Origin of the sequence: Candidatus Formimonas warabiya, from assembly GCF_002777255.1 — a bacterium.
Classification (GTDB): Bacteria; Bacillota; Dehalobacteriia; order Dehalobacteriales; family Dehalobacteriaceae; genus Formimonas; species Formimonas warabiya.
Genome location: NZ_CP017634.1, coordinates 3,784,404 through 3,802,898 on the forward strand (window position 1 = coordinate 3,784,404; position 18,495 = coordinate 3,802,898).

19 protein-coding genes are annotated in these 18,495 nt (G+C 47.4%); 11 read left to right on the forward strand and 8 right to left on the reverse strand.

Annotation, left to right across the window (positions count from 1 at the left end; all coding sequences use genetic code 11):
* Positions 1-95: 95 nt before the first annotated feature.
* Complete coding sequence (locus DCMF_RS17205) at positions 96-434, forward strand: hypothetical protein (protein ID WP_214658692.1); 339 nt, start codon at positions 96-98, stop codon at positions 432-434.
* Positions 435-449: 15 nt separating this feature from the next.
* Complete coding sequence (locus DCMF_RS17210; protein WP_148135553.1) at positions 450-671, forward strand: hypothetical protein; 222 nt, start codon at positions 450-452, stop codon at positions 669-671.
* Between the two features lie 69 nt (positions 672-740).
* On the opposite strand, the gene DCMF_RS17215 is transcribed toward DCMF_RS17210, so the two are convergent.
* A complete protein-coding gene (locus DCMF_RS17215) occupies positions 741-1,286 on the reverse strand; it encodes a DUF2179 domain-containing protein (protein ID WP_148135554.1) in 546 nt (181 codons plus the stop codon).
* Positions 1,287-1,500: 214 nt separating this feature from the next.
* On the opposite strand from DCMF_RS17215, the gene DCMF_RS17220 reads away from it, so the two are divergent.
* Together DCMF_RS17220 and DCMF_RS17225 are read left to right on the forward strand one after the other, a co-directional pair.
* Positions 1,501-2,223 carry a phosphatase gene (locus tag DCMF_RS17220; RefSeq protein ID WP_148135555.1) on the forward strand — a complete coding sequence of 241 codons (723 nt, stop codon included), beginning with the start codon at positions 1,501-1,503 and terminating at the stop codon, positions 2,221-2,223.
* Positions 2,224-2,272: 49 nt separating this feature from the next.
* A complete protein-coding gene (locus tag DCMF_RS17225; RefSeq protein ID WP_214658693.1) occupies positions 2,273-4,618 on the forward strand; it encodes a GGDEF domain-containing protein in 2,346 nt (781 codons plus the stop codon).
* A gap of 138 nt (positions 4,619-4,756) precedes the next feature.
* On the opposite strand, the gene DCMF_RS17230 is transcribed toward DCMF_RS17225, so the two are convergent.
* Positions 4,757-5,392: a LysE family transporter gene (locus DCMF_RS17230; RefSeq protein ID WP_148135557.1), complete on the reverse strand. Its 636-nt coding sequence runs from the start codon at positions 5,390-5,392 to the stop codon at positions 4,757-4,759.
* 435 nt (positions 5,393-5,827) lie between these two features.
* Here DCMF_RS17230 and DCMF_RS17235 point away from each other — a divergent pair, with 435 nt between their 5' ends.
* The 5 genes from DCMF_RS17235 to DCMF_RS17255 all read left to right on the forward strand — a co-directional run bounded on the left by DCMF_RS17235 (position 5,828) and on the right by DCMF_RS17255 (position 11,158).
* Complete coding sequence (locus DCMF_RS17235) at positions 5,828-6,946, forward strand: BMP family ABC transporter substrate-binding protein (RefSeq protein ID WP_148135558.1); 1,119 nt, start codon at positions 5,828-5,830, stop codon at positions 6,944-6,946.
* Between the two features lie 81 nt (positions 6,947-7,027).
* The gene (locus DCMF_RS17240; protein ID WP_148135559.1) at positions 7,028-8,557 is read left to right on the forward strand and encodes an ABC transporter ATP-binding protein; all 1,530 of its coding nucleotides are present in this window, start codon (positions 7,028-7,030) and stop codon (positions 8,555-8,557) included.
* On the forward strand, positions 8,554-9,639 hold the full coding sequence (locus DCMF_RS17245) for an ABC transporter permease (protein ID WP_148135560.1): 1,086 nt from the start codon (positions 8,554-8,556) through the stop codon (positions 9,637-9,639). The genes DCMF_RS17240 and DCMF_RS17245 overlap by 4 nt, the downstream gene beginning before the upstream one ends.
* Positions 9,639-10,571 (forward strand): ABC transporter permease, encoded by a 933-nt coding sequence (locus DCMF_RS17250; RefSeq protein WP_148135561.1) that lies wholly within the window; start codon positions 9,639-9,641, stop codon positions 10,569-10,571. The genes DCMF_RS17245 and DCMF_RS17250 overlap by 1 nt, the downstream gene beginning before the upstream one ends.
* Positions 10,572-10,588: 17 nt before the next feature.
* Entirely contained in the window at positions 10,589-11,158 is a 570-nt protein-coding gene (locus DCMF_RS17255) for a xanthine phosphoribosyltransferase (protein WP_148135562.1), read from the forward strand.
* Positions 11,159-11,266: 108 nt separating this feature from the next.
* Here the strand turns inward: DCMF_RS17255 and argF are convergent, their stop codons facing one another.
* Positions 11,267-12,253, reverse strand: coding sequence for an ornithine carbamoyltransferase (argF, locus tag DCMF_RS17260; RefSeq protein WP_148135563.1), 987 nt, complete (start codon positions 12,251-12,253; stop codon positions 11,267-11,269).
* 175 nt (positions 12,254-12,428) lie between these two features.
* The gene (locus DCMF_RS17265) at positions 12,429-12,773 is read right to left on the reverse strand and encodes a phage holin family protein (protein WP_148135564.1); all 345 of its coding nucleotides are present in this window, start codon (positions 12,771-12,773) and stop codon (positions 12,429-12,431) included.
* A gap of 177 nt (positions 12,774-12,950) precedes the next feature.
* Here DCMF_RS17265 and DCMF_RS17270 point away from each other — a divergent pair, with 177 nt between their 5' ends.
* Together DCMF_RS17270 and DCMF_RS17275 are read left to right on the forward strand one after the other, a co-directional pair.
* Positions 12,951-14,066, forward strand: coding sequence for an aminopeptidase (locus DCMF_RS17270; protein WP_148135565.1), 1,116 nt, complete (start codon positions 12,951-12,953; stop codon positions 14,064-14,066).
* A 93-nt stretch (positions 14,067-14,159) separates the two neighbouring features.
* Positions 14,160-14,426 (forward strand): hypothetical protein, encoded by a 267-nt coding sequence (locus DCMF_RS17275; protein WP_148135566.1) that lies wholly within the window; start codon positions 14,160-14,162, stop codon positions 14,424-14,426.
* Positions 14,427-14,536: 110 nt separating this feature from the next.
* Here the strand turns inward: DCMF_RS17275 and DCMF_RS17280 are convergent, their stop codons facing one another.
* From DCMF_RS17280 to DCMF_RS17295, 4 genes are read right to left on the reverse strand one after another with little or no spacing between them, the layout of a single operon-like run.
* Positions 14,537-15,646 carry an ABC transporter permease gene (locus tag DCMF_RS17280; protein WP_148135567.1) on the reverse strand — a complete coding sequence of 370 codons (1,110 nt, stop codon included), beginning with the start codon at positions 15,644-15,646 and terminating at the stop codon, positions 14,537-14,539.
* On the reverse strand, positions 15,639-16,559 hold the full coding sequence (locus tag DCMF_RS17285) for an ABC transporter ATP-binding protein (RefSeq protein WP_148135568.1): 921 nt from the start codon (positions 16,557-16,559) through the stop codon (positions 15,639-15,641). The genes DCMF_RS17280 and DCMF_RS17285 overlap by 8 nt, the downstream gene beginning before the upstream one ends.
* Positions 16,559-17,461, reverse strand: coding sequence for an ABC transporter ATP-binding protein (locus DCMF_RS17290; protein ID WP_148135569.1), 903 nt, complete (start codon positions 17,459-17,461; stop codon positions 16,559-16,561). The genes DCMF_RS17285 and DCMF_RS17290 overlap by 1 nt, the downstream gene beginning before the upstream one ends.
* Entirely contained in the window at positions 17,454-18,449 is a 996-nt protein-coding gene (locus DCMF_RS17295) for an HlyD family secretion protein (protein WP_148135570.1), read from the reverse strand. Before DCMF_RS17295 ends, DCMF_RS17290 begins: the two co-directional genes overlap by 8 nt.
* Positions 18,450-18,495 lie beyond the last annotated feature (46 nt).

Sequence of the window (18,495 nt, forward strand, 5' to 3'; positions counted from 1 at the left end):
AATTTTCCATCATAGGAAATAATAGCATGTAAACGCTTATAGGGGGGATTATTCTGCCCAGACGAAAAAAAAGCCGGGGCCATGATGCTGAAAATATGCACACTGCCCGCCAAAATATGCCGAAAAGAATTAAGGGGCAGTCCCGGTCAAAATTTCCCCAAAGAATGTTTGATTCTAAAGGAGGCACCTTTGCGGCCGGATTTGGCACAGGGGTGTTAACTACCCTCTTGTTTCCTACGGTGGTGAAGTCTTTCCGGCCGGCCGTTGTGGCTGCCGTGCAAGGAATGATGAGTGTTTCAGACCAAATCAAAGAAACGACCTCCAGCTTTCGGGAAAACCTGGAAGACATTGTGAGCCAGGCCCAGTTCGACCGGTTAAAAAATGATATTGATGCGGAACTGGCCCGGCAGCACCACCCTTTAAATAATACTTAAGGAGAAGAGACCGGCATGAAGGAATTAGAACAACAATTACGGGAAATTATACGCAATCTGAAAAGTGCCATTGATGCCAGCGTGGACTTAAGAAAGCAAGGAAGCGAGGCAAAGGGGCAAGTTAGCCAACTTTGGCAGGAGTTTTTGGCCCAATTTATGTCCTATATCCGGGAAAAGAGTATCGCTTCAGGGGAAAACCTGCTCGCAGGCGTTGCCTTCCCCAAATGGAAACGGTAAACCAATATCCCTTAAGGCAGGCAAAGGAAACACTTCTTCGCCGGCTTTAAGGGATATTTTTTTCACCGTTCAGGCGGCCTTTTTCACTGGAGCGGCAAAGGAGTGATCCTTGGTGCTGCTGACCCGGAAACCTCCCCGGAAATTCCGGGGCTCCTGGGAAATGATCAGGATATTTGAATTCAAGGTCTCCACCAGTTTAAATAAACGGGATTCGTATTTTCTTTTCGTCAGTACCTCCATCACCAACCGGCTGGTGTCTCTTCCTTCGGCATACCAAGTGGTGACGCCATAGCCGCTCTGCCGTAAAGTATCGGCAATGTGGATATCCTCACGCTGGGCAATGATTTGCACCACCACGTGGCCTAAGGCCATTTTTTCTTCGATCTTACTCCCGACCAAGATGCCCAAGGCATAGCCAACACAGTAAACAGCCAGATGCGCCGGATTATCCAGGCTTTTTAAAACCAGATTCAATCCCAAAACATAAACAAAGACCTCCACCATGCTGATCAGGGATGCTAAATAGGTCCGGTTCTTTAGAGTAAAAATCATGCGCATGGTAAATAGGGACACGAAAACGATTTGAATTCCTAAAATCGTCAGCAATATCTTCATGAAAAGTCCTCCTTGTCAACCCGAAATAGTCACAAGGAGATTTTAGACTTTTCCCGTTAGGATCGGATTAAAACTGTGTAACCGATTTGTTATATTTTGGTTAGCTGCCCCCTCATGATTTAACACAGCGTTAAAGCCATGATAAGCAGAAATTAATAATCCCCCGGTAAAATAGGGGTAAAGAGAATTGGCTCTAGACAAAGAGGGTGAAAAGATGTATATTCGTGTTGATTTGCATACCCATACCATCGCCAGCGGACATGCCTACAGCACGGTAAGAGAAATGGCCCAGGAAGCAAAAATGAAAGGCCTGGAAGCCATCGCCATTACCGATCATGGTTTAAATTTTCCCGGAGGACCCCATGAATATTATTTTGCCAACCTGACGGCAATTCCCCGTTACTTAGCAGAAGTAGAAGTATTGAAAGGGGTAGAGGCAAATATTATAGAACCATCCGGAAAAATAGATGTGCCTAAATATCTTCTCACGGGTTTAGATGTGGTTTTGGCAGGCTTTCATGAATACTGCGGCTACATCTCCGGTTCGGTGGAGGAAAATACAGACGCCATGATTGGCGCTTTAAATAATCCTTATGTACATTTTGTGAGTCATCCGGGCAACCCTGATTTCCCGGTGGATTTAGAAAAAATCGCTTATGCCGCAAGCAAACTGGGTAAGGCGATTGAAATTAATAACAGTTCATTTATCCACTCCCGGCCGGGAAGTGACACCCGGTGCCGGCAGTTTTTGGGCTATGCGAAAAATTACCAAACATTGTTGGTGGTAAACAGCGATGCCCACATTTCGACCTCGGTTGGGGAAGTGGGTGCCGCCCTGGAAGCGATCGTAAGTACGGGGATCGGCCCTGAACAAATTTTGAACAGCAGTTTAGAACGGATCCGCAATTATTTGAACAAACAGAATGCATCTCATTGAAGGCTTTATTCCTCTTTATTTACCGCTCATTAGGAAGGAAAGAAAGGCCGTGAATTTCATCAAAAAGTGGGTAAACAAATTCCCCGCGTCCCTTATGTCCGGATTCATTTCCCACTATCACCGGTATCAGGGACAGCCTCTGGAAGCCCATCCCCAATTCGCGAAAAAATTAGAGAAATATTTGTTTGAAAAAAAAACTCCGGTCATTATTGTTTATTTAAGCCTCTCAAATTTTGTAAAAATCAAAAATATATCCCAATCCGGTACCTGTAAAGAAATTCTGCGCATTTTTAACCGGACCGTGGAAAACTATCTGGTCAAAAATTGTCCCCCCTATGCCGAAGTAATTGCCTGTCATAAAATGTCGGAAGATGATTTTGTGATTTACCTCTCTCTTCAAAGCCCTTCTTTTTTACCTCAGGAAGACTCCGGGGAATTCCTTCAGGAACTAAGCCTCCAAATTAAACAGCAGGTGGAAGGAACGGTAAATGCCTCCGTGCGGAACTGGTTCCCCTATTCTTTAAATATTTCCGTGAGCATTCTTCCTTTTCAAGCAGGGGAAGGGTCCAAACAAATGTCCCGGGAAATTTGTTCCCATCTCGTTCAGGTAATAAAGATCTCTGAATCATGGCATGCCAGCGCCAAACCCATCGTCCAGCAACTGAAACAGATTATTGAAAACAAAAACCTGACCATGGTCTACCAGCCCTTGGTTTCCCTGGAGACAGGGGAAATCATCGGTTATGAAGCCCTGTGCCGGGGACCAAAAGAGAGCAGGTTTGCCTCCCCCGCCATTCTCTTTCCTTTGGCGGAAGAAAACGGGGTGCTCTATTCTTTAGAAAAAGCCTGCCGGGAGCTGGCCATCAAAAACGCCTGGGATTTCGCCGGCAAAGGAAAGCTCTTCCTCAATATTAACCCGCAGGTGATTAACGATCCCCAGTTTACCGCGGGTATGACTAAAGAGTTGCTGAAAGAAACCGGCTTTGCTCCTCAGAACGTGGTTTTTGAAATTACAGAGCGTACCTCGATTAAAGATTTTGTCAGCTTCAAAAACATCCTCTACCATTACCGCAAGCAAGGATATTCGGTGGCCATTGACGATGCCGGCGCCGGGTATTCCAGCCTGCAGGCGATCGCCGAATTAAGGCCGGATTTTATTAAAATAGATACCTCTTTAATCCGGGATATCGACAGGGATCCTGTCAAGGAAGCTTTGTTGGAGACCTTTGTGCTATTTTCTCAAAAGATTAATGCCAAAATCATTGCCGAAGGAATTGAACGGGCAGAAGAACTGAAAAAGCTGCAAGAACTTGGGGTAGACCTGGGACAAGGTTTTTTTCTGGCCCGGCCCGCCTACCCCCTTCCCCCTGTTTCCCCTGAGGCAAACAAAATATTATCGGCAAAGCAATCGGCAAGAGAAATCACCAATAATTTAGGTATGATTGCAGAAATTACCTATCCGGCGCTGCTGATTCATCCCGAAACCACGGTGGGAGAAGTTTACTCCGCCTTTGAAGAAAACCCCAATTGGGAGGGTTTGCCCGTTGGGCGGGACGCTGTCCCCGGCGGCCTGATTATGCGGGACAAGCTCTTTCATCACCTGGCCACCCAGCATGGATTTGCCCTCTATCATAACCGTCCCATTAAAATCTTAATGGATTCCGAGCCTTTGATTGTCAACCAGTCCGTGTCCATTGAAAAGGTTGCCCAGCTCGCCATGGGCAGAAACACGCAACGGCTCTATGATTGTGTCATTGTGGTAGACAACGGAAAAATCATCGGCACCGTTTGTGTGCGTAACCTTTTAGATTTTATCAATAATAAACAAATCGATTTGGCCCGGAACGCCAATCCCTTAACAGGGCTTCCGGGAAATATCAAAATTCAGGACCAATTAACCAGCCTGATTTACCATCATAAGCCCTTTTCCGTAATTTACCTTGATTTGGATAATTTTAAAGCCTATAACGATAAGTATGGTTTTGAGCGGGGAGATCAGGCGATTCTTTTCACTTCGAAAATCCTCACCCAATCTGTCGCGCTGTGCTCCCTACAGCGGCCTTTTATCGGGCATATCGGCGGCGATGATTTTATTATCATTATCGATCAGCCGGAATGTGCCGACAGGCTTTGCCAGGAAGTCATCCGGCTCTTTGATGAGAAAATCTCTTCCTTATATGAGGAAGAAGACCGGAATGCGGGGGGGGTTTTGGCAAAAAGCCGAACCGGCCGCAAAGAGTTTTTCCCTTTTATGAGTATCTCCATCGCGGTAGTTGATAATATCCCCGGCCATTTTCAAAATCACCTGCAAATCGGGGAAATCGCCGCTGAGCTGAAAAGATATGCCAAATCACAGCCGGGGAGCTTGTACGTAAAAAACCAAAGGCAGCGCTAAAGGGTAAAACTGGAAAGTATAAAAAAATAGGAATCAGAAAAAATAAAAAACGCAGGGATGCTCCCTAGCTAGTTATTCAAGGGTTCAACACCAAGTCCCCCTTACGATTGTACTCGGGTTAGGGACGTCCTTGCTCGTTTATAAAACATAGGAAAACCCGGAATAGAGGAACTGCACCGCCAAAAATGCCAAAAAAATTCCGCATGCAAACAATAAAATCCGGTAAATTTTTGTACTTAGAAATCTCTTGCTTTCCCCAATCAAGTAAGCCACTAAAAAATACCAGAAAAAATCCGCCAGAATATGTCCGAAAAAAAACACGCCCAGTCCCACCACCCCTTTTCCCAAAGCGATGGTCACATAGGCTAATCCCAGTGTGGCCCACCAGAGGATGAAATAGGGGTTGGAAATACTCACCAAAATGCCCTTGGCCACAATATTTTTTCCCGGTTTACCTTTTCCTGAGGCGGCCAAATCAATTTCTGCCTTTCCGGCACCTTTTAGGATACCATAGGCCATATAAAGGAGAAATAATCCGCCGATTCCCGCGATCACGGCTTGGACCCAAGGAATGACAATGATTTTGTTCAATCCCCAAACCAGGCCTATCAACAAAAACAGTTCCACCAGGGCATGCCCTAAAACAATCAAAGGACCAGCTTTATATCCCTGGTTTAACGATTCATCAATGGTCACCGTCAGCATGGGGCCGGGCACCATGGCTCCGGAAAAAGCCACCCCAAAGGAGGTGGCAAACAAAGAAAGCAGCGTCATATCTTTCCCTCCATTTCAATAGCCCCATCATAAGACGATTTGCGCGTGCGGTCAAGAGCCTGCCGAAGAAAGGGAAAAAACCGGAAGAGAGCTCTTCCGGTTTTTTCTCTATTTGAATTGGGGGTTTGGCAAGGGCATGAGACAACTTTCACTATTAGATTAGCGAAAAAGTTTTAACTTTGCATTATTCTTTCTGGAATTTTGGGTTAATTTATATAGAGAGAAAGCCACAGGAAGTTTTCACCACTTACACGAACAATAGCTATCCCCTGAGAAAAAATCTTCGTGTCCTGCTCCCAAACCCGGCAGGATTTTTATCTCTTGCATGGAATTTAAATGGGGGGGAAATAACTTTTATTATTGCGCCAAGGGGGGAAAATTTTAGCTCGATTAAGAACGAAAAATGAAGATTTGAATTGGGAGGTCGGTTCATTAATGAAAAGATTAAAAAGTATTTTGGTATTGCTATTGGCAATGCTCATGATTGCGGCTTTCGCCGTAGGCTGTGGGAAGCAGCAGGCGGAAGAAACACCGGAAGAAACGCCTCAAGCTGAACCAATGAAGGTTGGCTTCATTTATGTGGGATCTATCGGCGATGCCGGTTATACCTTTGCCCATGATCAAGGGGCAGAGTTCATGAAAAAGGAACTCGGGGATGCTGTGGAACTGGTGAAAGCCGAAAACGTCGCCGAGAACCCGGCGGACGCTGAACGCGTATTAAATCAGATGGTTGATCAAGGATGCAAAGTGATATTTGCCACCAGTTTCGGTTATATGGACAGTGTGATTAAGGTGGCTGCCCAACACCCGGATGTAGTATTCCTGCACTGCTCGGGATATAAGACGGCGGAAAATGTGGGTACCTATTTTGGTCAAATCGAACAACCCCGTTACTTGTCGGGAATTGCGGCGGGAAAAATGACCAAAGCCAACAATATTGGTTATGTAGCAGCTTTCCCCATTCCTGAATGTATCCGCGGGATTAATGCTTTCACCATGGGCGCGCTTTCGGTTAACCCGGACGTAAAGGTAAAAGTGGTTTGGACCAACACCTGGTATGACCCTGCCAAAGAAAAGGATGCCGCCAAAAGTTTGCTGGAAGCAGGCGCCGATGTGATTGCCCAGCACCAGGATACACCGGGACCCATGCAAGCTGCTGAAGAGGCCGGGGCTTACGGCCTCAGCTACAACAGCGATATGTCCAAATATGCGCCTAAAGCTATTTTGACCGGTCCGGTCTGGAATTGGGGCCCCTATTATGTCAAGACCGTAAAAGCGGTTCAGGATGGCACTTGGAAATCGGAACAATACTGGGGACCTATGTCTGACGGCATTGTTGACTTGGCGCCATATGCCAGCTTTATGCCGGATGACGTCAAACAGCTGATTGACAGTAAAAAGGCTGACATCCTGTCCGGAAAATTGAATATCTTTACCGGACCCATTAAGGATCAAACCGGCACTGTCAAAGTACCTGAAGGAACCACGATGACTGGCGACGAAATACTAAATATGAATTGGTTTGTCCAGGGAGTAGAAGGTAGTCTCAAATAACTTTTAAGCAAATTAGGCTGATCAGTGTTTGGCTGCCGGGGATGGTCCGGCGGCCAAACATTGTTATTTAGGGGGATAAAAATGGCCCATAGCGTGATGATTCAAATGCAAAATATTACCAAAAGATTTCCTGGCGTTACCGCGAACGAAGATGTCCATTTGGAAATTCAGGCAGGAGAAATTCATGCTTTATTGGGGGAAAACGGAGCGGGTAAAAGCACGCTGATGAATATCTTAACCGGGCTCTATAAAGCTGATGAGGGCCAGATTTTCATCAAAGACACTCCCGTTCATTTTAAATCCCCAAAGGATGCCATTGCTTCCGGTATCGGCATGGTGCATCAACATTTTCGCCTTGTCGGCTCTCTCTCTGTGGCCGAGAATGTAATTTTGGGTCTTAAGGAACAGTCCTTTTGGCTTAACAAAGCAAAAATTTATCAATCGATTAAGGAGATTTCCGCAAAGTATGGCTTGGCTGTTGATCCGAGGGCGAAAGTATGGCAGCTCTCTGTGGGAGAACAACAGCGGGTGGAGATCGTCAAAATTCTTTACCGGGGATCCGATATTTTGATCCTGGATGAACCCACTGCCGTCCTTACGCCCCAGGAATCTCAAGACTTATTTTCCACCCTGCGGAGAATGGCCGATACCGGAAAAGCGGTGATTGTGATTACCCATAAAATGCAGGAAGTCATGGAAATGGCGGACCGGGTTACGGTACTCCGAGGCGGGAAATCAATCGCTACCCTGGAAAAAGGCCGCACAAATAAAGGGGAACTGGCTCAGCTGATGGTGGGTCATGAAATCCCTGATGACCGAAGGGCTAGAGTAGCCCATGGGGAAAATCCTATTGTGAAACTGGAAAAAGTCGGGACCTTAAATGATAAAGGCCTTCCCGGTTTATCTGATATAACACTCCAAATTAATGCCGGTGAAATTGTAGGCGTGGCCGGAGTAGCCGGTAACGGTCAAAGAGAATTGGTGGAGGTGGCCACCGGACTTCGGGGCATTACGCAAGGAAAGATTCTCATTGACGGCCGGGATTTCACCGGGTTACCGCCCAAAAAATTTGTCGAGGCAGGTATTTCCCATGTTCCGGAAGACCGATTGGGCATGGGGTTGGTGCCCAATCTGAATGCAGTCGATAACGTGATGCTTAAAAAATACCGGAACCACCAGCAATCAGGCTGGTTTCTCAGGTATTTACCGGTGCGCCAGGAAGCAGCATCACTGGTAAAAGAATTTAACGTAAAACTATCCAGCCTGGATACTCCTGTCAAACTGATGTCCGGCGGCAATTTGCAAAAGCTTTTGCTTGCCCGTGAAATCTCCACCAACCCCAGAGTGATTGTAGCCGTTTATCCTGTGAGAGGATTAGATATTGGTGCCACCGAATCTGTCCGTTCCCTGCTCATGACCCAAAGAAACGCCGGAACCGGTATCTTGCTGATTTCCGAAGATTTAGACGAGATCATGCAATTGTCCGACCGGATTATTGTCCTTTATGAGGGAAAAATAATGGGTGAGGAAATTCCCGCGACCACAACGAAAGAAACATTAGGCCGTTTAATGGCGGGAATCAGGCCTGGTCAGGAGGAAGAAGGATCATGAAAATTATCCTGGAAAAACGAGCAACTCCATCACTGTTGATGCTGGTCGTTAGTCCCATTGTTTCCATATTTTTTGCCCTCTTGATCGGGGGAATTTTTCTCGCGCTGAACCATACCAATCCTTTACAAGTATATTCCATGCTGGTTACTAGTGCGTTTACCACTTCATTCGGCATTTCCGAGAGTATTGTCAAAGCGATCCCGCTCATGCTGTGCGGGCTAGGGGTATCTTTGGCTTTTAGAATGCAGTTATGGAATATCGGGGCAGAGGGCCAATTGTATTTAGGGGCCATAGCCGCTACTTGGGTAGCACTGTCTTTCCCCGCACTGCCCGCCTTGATCATGATCCCCTTTATGTTCCTGATGGGTTTCTTGGGGGGAGGCTTCTGGGCACTGCTCACGGCCATACCACGTGCTTACCTGAAGGTAAACGAAACGATTACCACATTGTTGATGAATTACATTGCCATTGCACTGGCTGATTATTTGGTTTATGGTCCCTGGAAAGATCCGAATGGTTTTAATTTCCCTTTGACACCACAATTTCCTTCTGCTGCTATTCTGCCCGCTTTGGGACAAAGCCGGATCCATTTGGGACTCCTCTTTGCCATCGTAGCAGCAGTCGTTATTTATATCCTGGTAGGTCATACCAAATGGGGATATGAAGTCCGCGTGATTGGAGAAAGCCCTGCTGCCGCCCGTTATGCAGGCATGAACATTCCAAAAAACATCTGCCTGGTGATGCTGTTAAGCGGGGGATTAGCCGGTATTGCCGGCATGTCGGAAGTTTCAGGTATTGCCGGCAGACTGCAGCATGGATTAAGTCCGGGATACGGATATACGGCGATCATCGTGGCCTGGCTGGCTAGGCTGCATCCTGCTTCCCTTGCCCTTGTGTCCTTTCTGCTCGGCGGTCTCTTGGTAGGGGGCTATGCCATCCAACTTGTCGGCCTGCCGGTGGCTACTGTGAATATGCTCCAAGGCTTGATTCTGTTTTTTGTTTTGGGAAGCCAAATATTAACCAATTATAATATTAAATTAGGCAGGAAAGATCATAAACCGGCCACAAAGGAGGTAGCATAATGGACAGCACTTTTGGGGTCACGATGCTGGCTACTGCCGTTATTGCGGGGACGCCCATCTTTTATGCGGCTTTAGGGGAAATTCTGACAGAAAAATCGGGCATTATTAATTTGGGTGTGGAAGGTATGATGCTTGTGGGCGCCGTTTCCGGTTTTATGATGACTGTTTCCACCCAGAATCCCTGGCTGGGGGTTCTTGCCGCCTTAGCAGCCGGAGGAGCAATGGCTTTCATCCATGCTTTTTTAACCATTACTTTACGTGCGAATCAGGTGGTAAGCGGTCTGGCTTTAACCATCTTCGGCTCCGGTACCTCCAGCTTTTTGGGGAAATCATTCATTGGCATTCCGGCGCCTGTTTCTTTCAAGCCCTTTTCCATTCCCATATTATCGGACATCCCGCTCATCGGACCGGTTTTTTTCCGCCAGGATGCTTTGGTTTATCTCAGTTATATCTTGGTCATTGTTGTGGCGGTTATCTTCTATAAAACCCGCTGGGGATTGCATTTGCATGCGGTGGGAGAAAACCCGGCGGCGGCAGATGCCGTAGGCATTAATGTTTTTCGCACACGTTACCTGTATGTCATTTTAGGCGGCATGCTTGCCGGCCTGGGCGGTGCTTATCTGTCCCTAGCTTATGCGCCGTCCTGGCTGGAAAATATGACTGCCGGCCGCGGGTGGATTGCCGTAGCTCTGGTCATTTTCGCTACCTGGAACCCGCTCAAATGCCTGGCGGGATCATACATCTTCGGAGGAGTGGATGCTCTGGGCTTTCGTATTCAAACGAAGGGCATCGATATCTCACCCTTCTTCTTGCAAATGCTTCCCTATGTATGTACCATATTGGTATTGATTTTAATTACCCGGGAGACGAAAACCCGCAAAGTTAGTGCTCCCGGAGCCCTTGGACTACCCTATGACCGTGAAGAGCGCTAAAGAAATGAGGTAACTGCATGGAACTGCTAAAACAAAAAATACTTTCGGAAGGAAAGGTCATTTCCGATGAGATTCTTAAAGTAGATTCCTTCTTAAATCATCAGATTGACCCCATATTGATGCAGGCTATTGGCGAAGAATTCGCCAAAAAATTTCGAAGTGGTAACGTCACCAAAGTACTGACCCTGGAAGCATCAGGTATTGCGGTGGCCATTATGACGGCCCTGGCCCTTAAAGTACCCGTGGTGTTCGCGAAAAAGAAGATGCCCTCCACCATGACCACAAAAGCCTATTTCGGGCGGGTCCATTCCTTTACCAAGCAAGAGGATGTAGAAATTATGGTATCCTCTACCTATTTGGACCATCATGATCGAATTCTGATTATTGATGATTTCCTGGCTACGGGAGAAGCCTCCCGGGGGATGATCGAAATTATCCGCCAGGCCGAGGCCACATTAGTGGGCGTAGGGATTGTCATTGAAAAGGCTTTTCAAGAGGGAGGCCAATCTCTGAGAGAGGACGGCATCCGGGTGGAATCTTTAGCCCGCATCGCCAAACTGGAAAACGGCCAAATCTATTTTGATTAAGAAAGCCTGTAGGTTTTTTTCGGGATTAATAAAAAATTATGGCTCTAAGCTAAGACTTAGGGCCATAATCTTATTGAAGTAAAATATTGCTTTTTTCGATGGGCATAATCAGAGGGTTGCTACCATCACCGCTTTAATGGTATGCATCCGGTTTTCAGCTTCATCGAAGACAACGGAATGCCTGCTTCTGAACACTTCGTCGGTAACTTCCCGAATATCGTATCCTTTTTCTTTTTGCTCTTTTGCCAATTTGGTTTCAAAATCATGAAAGGCGGGCAAGCAATGCATAAATATAACATCCGGATTGCCGGTTTTCTCCAGCATTTCCGTCGTGACCCGGTAGGGAGTCAAAAGTTTTACCCGCTCCGGGATTTGATCTTCTTCTCCCATGGATGCCCACACATCCGTATAGATCACGTCCGCACCCTTAACCCCGTCTAGATCCGAGAGAACCTCAATGATGGCGCCTGTTTCTTGGGCCAATTCATTCACTTTTTTAATAATGTCCGGATTGGGCGTAAGCTCCTTTGGCCCTAATGCCACAAAATGCATGCCCATTTTGGCACATCCGTACATCCAGGCATAAGCCATGTTATTTCTGATGTCACCGGCAAAAACAACCTTCACTTTGTGTAAAGGTTTGGCCACATGTTCTTCTATCGTCATCAGGTCAGCCAAAATCTGGGTAGGGTGATCCACATCCGTAAGCCCGTTCCAAACGGGAACCCCGGAAAATTTGGCCAGATCTTCCACCACCGCCTGCTTAAATCCTCTATATTCAATGCCGTCATAAAATCTCCCCAAAACTTTGGCCGTATCTTCCAACGATTCTTTTTTCCCCATCTGAGAGCTGTTGGAATCAAGAAAAGTCACATGGGCGCCTTCGTCTAAGGCCGCAACTTCAAAAGCACATCTGGTTCTTGTCGATGCTTTTTCGAACAAAAGCACGATGTTCTTTCCTCTGAGCACATCATTGATAACTCCCGCCCGTTTTTTTGCTTTTAAATCCCGGGCCAGGTCCAATAAATACCGAATTTCCAGGGGGGAAAAATCCATTAATGTGAGTAAACTTTTTCCTTTTAGATTAACCGCCATATCCATCTCCTCTTTCCCATTTTGTTTTATGTAATTTCTTAATAGTATAACAGCTTTATGCAAAAAAATAAATATTTATGTATAATAATAAATCTGAGCAACCTCCTGAACTGGGAATTTGCTCAGATCAACCTCATGAAAAATCTTGTATTTACGCACATACCCAACTTTGTTTTTAACGATCCCGTACCAGCACCGAGAATATGCCGCTGATCAGGGAAAGCACCAATGCACCGAATACAGTGGCCCAAAATCCCTGGGTATCAAATCCTACCACCACATGGTCCACAATTTTTAACATAAACCCGTTCACGAAAAGAGTGAATAACCCTAGGGTAAGAACATTAATCGGCAACGTCAAAACCAGAATTATCGGCCTGATCACGGCATTGACAATACCCCAGACGATAGCTGCAACGATGGCGGAAAATACGCCGGTGATGGTAATGCCCGGAATTAGCCCGGCTGTAAGCAATAGCGCCACAGCATTGATTAACCATCTGGTAATGATCCCACTCATTTTTGTATCCCTCCTTCCTTTTATCTACATTATAAGTGATCTTTCGCCCAACAACCAGAATTTTCTTTCTCCTTTTCAAAAAATTAATCTATCCCGGCACAATTGTTTTTCTTTCAATTTTTTGCTAAAATGTCTGTGTTCCGGTAAATTTTTCCGGCATAGAGGAGGAAATAATCAATGAAAGACCCCAGATTTCAAGCCTTAGCCCATAACCTGATCAATTATTCTGTGCAGCTTAAGCCTGGAGAAAAAGTCCTCATTGAGACCACCGGCTTTGAAGTGGCCTTGACAAAGGAATTGATCCAGGAGGCATATAAAGCAGGGGGCATCCCTTTTGTTTCCATTAAAAACCCCGAAATCACCCGGGTACTTTTGGAAAACGCCAGTCAAGAGCAATTATCATCCATTGCCCGGTGGGAATCCGCCCGGATGGAGGAAATGGATGCCTATATTGGCACCCGGGCAGGAGAAAATACGGGAGAAATGAGCACGGTCCCTGAAGATAAAATAGAGCTGTACCTGAAATACTGGATGCACCCGGTTCATCACAAAATTCGGGTGCCAAAAACCAAGTGGGTGGTACTGAGATACCCGAATCACTCCATGGCTCAGCTGGCAGGTATCAGCACGGATGCCTTCGAGGATTTTTATTTCAGCGTGTGCAACCTGGATTACCGAAAGATGTCTCAAGGCATGGATGCCTTAGTGGATCTCTTCCACCGTACAAACAAGGTGCGCGTTACCGGCCCGGAAACGGATCTTACCTTTTTCATTACAGGGATCCCGGCCGTTAAATGTGACGGCCACCTGAATATTCCTGACGGAGAAGTGTATACCGCCCCGATTAAAAACTCGGTCCAGGGAAAAATCACCTACAATACGCCGACGATTTACCAGGGCTATACCTTTGAAAACATTTGCCTGGAGTTTAAAGACGGAAAAATTATTCATGCCACATGCAACAATACGGAAAAGATTAATAAAATCCTGGATACTGACGAGGGAGCCCGATTTATCGGTGAATTTGCCCTCGGAGTCAATCCTTACATTATTAAGCCCATGAAAGACACTCTGTTTGATGAAAAAATTATGGGCAGCTTTCACCTCACACCGGGGGCCTGTTATGATGATGCCGATAACGGCAATAAATCCGCCGTTCATTGGGACCTGGTTTGTATCCAAACAGAAGAATTTGGGGGAGGAAAGATCTATTTTGACGATGTTTTAATCAGGGAAAAGGGCTGCTTTGTCCTGGACAGTCTCCAACCTCTGAATCCGGAAAATTTAAAGTAAAAAGCCCAAAGGGCTTTAGGTCTGAAAGTATAATAAAAACGGGCGGGGAAAAACTACCAATATGAATAATCTTAAAAAAAGAGGTTATGTCAATTGAGAAAATTTTTCCCCTTGATTTTTTTACTCCTGGTTGTGCTGCTTCTTGCCGTCCCCGCATTCATAAAACAGAGCACGCCGCGCAAAAACCTGCCTCAGGGTGATCCCCCCGGTTACTGGGTAGTGGATATGGGGAACAACAAATACCTGACCCACACCTCTGTTCCCCTCAGTGTGGGTGACGAATATCTTTCAGCCGATAATAAAGTATACCGGATCACAAAAATCGTTGCCGATAAGGCCTATGTCCAGCGCATAGAATAAGGAAGCCCAAAGGACTTTTCGGGATCCGGGAAAACCAACTCCATCCATATTGCTGTCTTGCTGAGACCTCTCAGGAACCCGGCAGATTTGTCGAAGGGTTGATACAGGGATCAGGCGATTTTTTTCTTGAATTTAAGGGTACTGATAATCAATAATACCACGGAAAAAACCAGCAGGGAGGTTACCTGGCCCACCAGGTAAGAAAACCCAATCCCCTTTAATACAATGCCCCTGATAATATCCAGGTAATAGGTGAGGGGTATGATGTCCCCGATGTAATAGACAAGACGGGGCATGGCATCCCGGGGAAACATGAAGCCGGAAAGGAGGATGCTGGGCAGCATCACAAAGAACCCCATCTGCATCGCCTGCATCTGGGTCTTGGCGATATTGGAAATCAGAAGCCCCAATCCCAGGGAAGCTGTGATAAAAAAGAGGGTTAAAAGATAGAGTTCCAGGAGGCTGCCTCTGATGGGCACGCCAAAAACAACCACACCGATGATCAGGGCCACCGTAATCTGTACGTACCCCATCACAATATAGGGCGCTATTTTTCCGATCATCAACTCCAGAGATCTGATCGGTGTTACCATCAGCTGTTCCAAAGTGCCCCGTTCCCTTTCCCGGACAATGCCCATGGAGGTGAGCAGCACCATCGTCATGGTCACCACAACGCCCAGGATGGCCGGTACCATGTAATAGGCCGTAATGCCGTCCGGGTTATACAAGGGGCGGACCCGAATATCATAAGGCGGTCCGGACAGACTGACTTTTTGGGTGAGGATCTCCTGAGACTTAAGCAGTCCAATGGAATTAGCGATGGCAATGGCCTGGTTCGCCACCATGTTGTCGCTGGCATCCACCAGCACCTGGACCGGCGCGGAAACGCCCCTGTTTACATTGGCGGCAAAATCCGGGGGAAAAACAATCCCTACCTTGGCCTGACCGCTGTCGATCATTTCATTCACATCATCATAGCTGTTCGCCGCATACTGAATATCAAAATAGCCGGAAGCACTGAAAGCGTCCAACAGCCCCCGGCTTTCACCGGTTAGGGACTGGTCGAAAACCACGGTAGAAATATGCTTCACTTCCGTCTGGATCGCAAAGCCAAAGAGCAAAAGCTGGACCAAGGGAAGCATAAAAACCATGCCCAAGGTCATCCTATCCCGCCGCATTTGTAAAAATTCCTTTTTTAACACTGCGATGATCCTATGCATCACGTTCCCCCCTTTGACGTTTGGTCAAGGCCATAAATACATCCTCTAAGGACGGTACGATCGGTCTGGGTTCTCCCCCGCTGAAGTCACGCAAATCTCCCAGATGCCTTTCATGATCCAGCAAGACATGAAGTAAAGAGCCGTGAATGGTGCAGTCTTTCACATAGGGCAATTTTTCCAAAGCACTGATTTTCTCCATGGCCTGGGGTATCGCTAATTCTACCAGAGAACCCTCAATGGTATTCTTTTTTAGATAGTCCGGGGTATCCACGGCCAGCAGCTTGCCCGCCGAAATGAAAGCAATTTTATGGCAGCGCTCCGCTTCGTCCATAAAATGGGTCGTCACCATAATGGTCGCTCCCTGATGGGCCAATCCCTGGATAATGTTGAAAAACATGCGCCGGCTGGTGGGACTCACCCCGCTGGTGGGCTCATCCAGAAAAACAATGGCGGGACGGGCAATAATCGCACAGCCCAGGGCCAGCCGCTGTTTCCAGCCCCCGCTGAGATGGGCGACCAATTCTTTTTCCCGCCCTGTTAAACCTGCCATGGCTACCATTTCCTGAATCCGTGTCTGGCGTTCTTTCCGAGGAATACGATAAATACCGGCATAAAAATTCAGGTTTTCCAGAACAGTAAGGTCGTCATAGAGACTAAACTTTTGCGACATATAACCAATGTGGCTTTTAATTTTCTCTGTTTCCCGCAAGAGATCATAGCCCAGGATGGTGGCGGAACCGGCACTGGGTTGGAGGATGCCGCACAGCATCCGGATCGCGGTGGATTTTCCTGCCCCGTTTGGTCCTAAAAAGCCATAAATCTCACCCGCCTTGATCTTAATATTCAGTCTGTCCACGGCGGTAAAACTGCCAAAAACTCTGGTCAGATCTTGGGTTTCTACCACGTATTCCATTAGAGCACCTCTTTCTCAGCCAAAGATACAAAGATGTCGTCCATGGAGGGTGTGATGATTTGGAGAGACCTGACCAGAACCTCTTGCTGCTCCAGGGAACGCCTGATCTCTTCTACCGTGGCTGTTTCCTGCAGCACCAGGTGGTAACGGTCGCCAAAAAAATAGGCATCCTGCACCCCCGCCAGCTTCTGAAGCAGTTCTCCTTGTTTTAACTCGGCCTGTAATTCCAGGACCGTAAAAGGGAATTTCTCTTTCAGCCCCTGGGGGGTATCAATTTTCACGACCCGGCCCCGGTCTATAAAGGCTACCTTCGTACAAAGCTCCGCCTCATCCATATAGGGTGTAGAAATGAGGATGGTCATCCCCTCTTTATTAAGACCATAAAGGATGCGCCAAAATTCCTTGCGGGATTCCGGGTCTACACCATAAGTAGGCTCATCCAGGACCAGAATTTTCGGACGGGTCACCAGGGAACAGGTGAGGGCCAGCTTTTGTTTCATCCCTCCGGAAAGATGATCGGCAAACCGATCCTTGAAAGGAATGAGATTGGTGATCTCCAGGATTTCATCCGCCCGCTGCAAAATGGTCTTCTTGTTCAGTTTATACATGGCGCCGAAAAAATTGATATTCTCCATCACCGTCAGGTCTCCATAAAGGCTGAAACGTTGGGGCATATAACCCAGATCCTCTCTTTTCGCCAGCCGTTCCGGCGCCACACCCAAAATGGCGACCTGGCCGGCATCCGGTGTCACCAACCCGCAGATCATCCGGATCAGAGTGGTCTTACCCGCTCCATCCGGACCCACTAGGCCGCAGATTTCCTGCTTTTCCACGTGCAGATCCACTGTACGGACCGCCTGAACGGGACCAAAGGCCTTGCTCACGCCTGTGGTTTTAATCATCTTGACCGCCTCCGGGGAAAACCACATCCGCCGGCATGCCCGGCTTCAGGACACCGCCCTCGCTGCTGATCCTGATTTTCACCGCGAATACCACATTGGTCCGTTCTTTTTTGGTCTGAATGGTTTTGGGCGTAAATTCTCCCTGGGTAGCAATCTCCTCCACAGTACCCGTAAAGCTTCTGGACAACCCGCTCACGGTAAATGTCACCTGCTGGCCCAAAATGACCTGGGGAAGATCATCGGTGGGAATATACACTTTGATCCAGAGGTCATCCATATTAACCACAGTAGCGATGGAAGCGCCTGCCCCCACATACTCCCCCGGCTCATAGTTTTTTGACAAAACCACCCCGTCAATCGGGGCGTAGATTTTGAGATCCGCCAACATGGCATCCGTCGCTTTCAGGATCGCTTTGTTCCGCTCTATTTCTACCTGAGCGGCATTGATCACTTCCTGGCGATTGCCCGCCTGCACAAGGCTCAAACGGGATTTCGCGGCCTCCAGCTGATTTGCACTGATTTCCCGGTCGGTCTGAGCCTTTTCATACTCAGCCTGGTTAATAGCTCCTGCTTCAAACAGGGCTTTGATTCTGGCTAAATCGTCGGACGCCCTTTTCAGGTTATCTTGGGCAATATTCACGTTGGCCTCCGCCTCTTTAATTTCCTGGTTTCTCGCTCCGGACTGCAGGTCGGCCAGGCTGGCCTCGGCCTTGACCACGCTTAATTCATCCCTTTCCCGCTGGGCCACCAGGTCATTACGGCTTAATTGGGCTATCAGCTGACCCTTTTTCACCGTATCCCCCGCATTGATGGTCAGGTCTTCGATTGACCCGGCCAGCTTGGCTGTAAGTTCCACACTCGTCGCTTCAATGGTGCCCGTGGCCTGGAGTACTTGCTCCTCCACCGGGAAATATTTTTGCCAGACCCAATATGCCCCTGCTAAAAGACCTAGGACGACAATAAGAGCTGCTATCCTCGTTTTCCCCATTGCCTTTCCTCCTCCGTAAAAAGTATCGGTTGACAATTCAGGTATT

Excerpts from the sequence above, each read along its gene's own strand:
- DCMF_RS17205 (WP_214658692.1), top strand. The coding sequence starts at position 96 with ATGCACACTGCCCGCCAAAATATGCCGAAAAGAATTAAGGGGCAGTCC.
- DCMF_RS17210 (WP_148135553.1), top strand. The coding sequence starts at position 450 with ATGAAGGAATTAGAACAACAATTACGGGAAATTATACGCAATCTGAAA.
- DCMF_RS17215 (WP_148135554.1), bottom strand. The coding sequence starts at position 1,286 with ATGAAGATATTGCTGACGATTTTAGGAATTCAAATCGTTTTCGTGTCC.
- DCMF_RS17220 (WP_148135555.1), top strand. The coding sequence starts at position 1,501 with ATGTATATTCGTGTTGATTTGCATACCCATACCATCGCCAGCGGACAT.
- DCMF_RS17230 (WP_148135557.1), bottom strand. The coding sequence starts at position 5,392 with ATGACGCTGCTTTCTTTGTTTGCCACCTCCTTTGGGGTGGCTTTTTCC.
- DCMF_RS17235 (WP_148135558.1), top strand. The coding sequence starts at position 5,828 with ATGAAAAGATTAAAAAGTATTTTGGTATTGCTATTGGCAATGCTCATG.
- DCMF_RS17240 (WP_148135559.1), top strand. The coding sequence starts at position 7,028 with ATGGCCCATAGCGTGATGATTCAAATGCAAAATATTACCAAAAGATTT.
- DCMF_RS17245 (WP_148135560.1), top strand. The coding sequence starts at position 8,554 with ATGAAAATTATCCTGGAAAAACGAGCAACTCCATCACTGTTGATGCTG.
- DCMF_RS17250 (WP_148135561.1), top strand. The coding sequence starts at position 9,639 with ATGGACAGCACTTTTGGGGTCACGATGCTGGCTACTGCCGTTATTGCG.
- DCMF_RS17255 (WP_148135562.1), top strand. The coding sequence starts at position 10,589 with ATGGAACTGCTAAAACAAAAAATACTTTCGGAAGGAAAGGTCATTTCC.
- argF (WP_148135563.1), bottom strand. The coding sequence starts at position 12,253 with ATGGCGGTTAATCTAAAAGGAAAAAGTTTACTCACATTAATGGATTTT.
- DCMF_RS17265 (WP_148135564.1), bottom strand. The coding sequence starts at position 12,773 with ATGAGTGGGATCATTACCAGATGGTTAATCAATGCTGTGGCGCTATTG.
- DCMF_RS17270 (WP_148135565.1), top strand. The coding sequence starts at position 12,951 with ATGAAAGACCCCAGATTTCAAGCCTTAGCCCATAACCTGATCAATTAT.
- DCMF_RS17280 (WP_148135567.1), bottom strand. The coding sequence starts at position 15,646 with ATGCATAGGATCATCGCAGTGTTAAAAAAGGAATTTTTACAAATGCGG.
- DCMF_RS17285 (WP_148135568.1), bottom strand. The coding sequence starts at position 16,559 with ATGGAATACGTGGTAGAAACCCAAGATCTGACCAGAGTTTTTGGCAGT.
- DCMF_RS17290 (WP_148135569.1), bottom strand. The coding sequence starts at position 17,461 with ATGATTAAAACCACAGGCGTGAGCAAGGCCTTTGGTCCCGTTCAGGCG.
- DCMF_RS17295 (WP_148135570.1), bottom strand. The coding sequence starts at position 18,449 with ATGGGGAAAACGAGGATAGCAGCTCTTATTGTCGTCCTAGGTCTTTTA.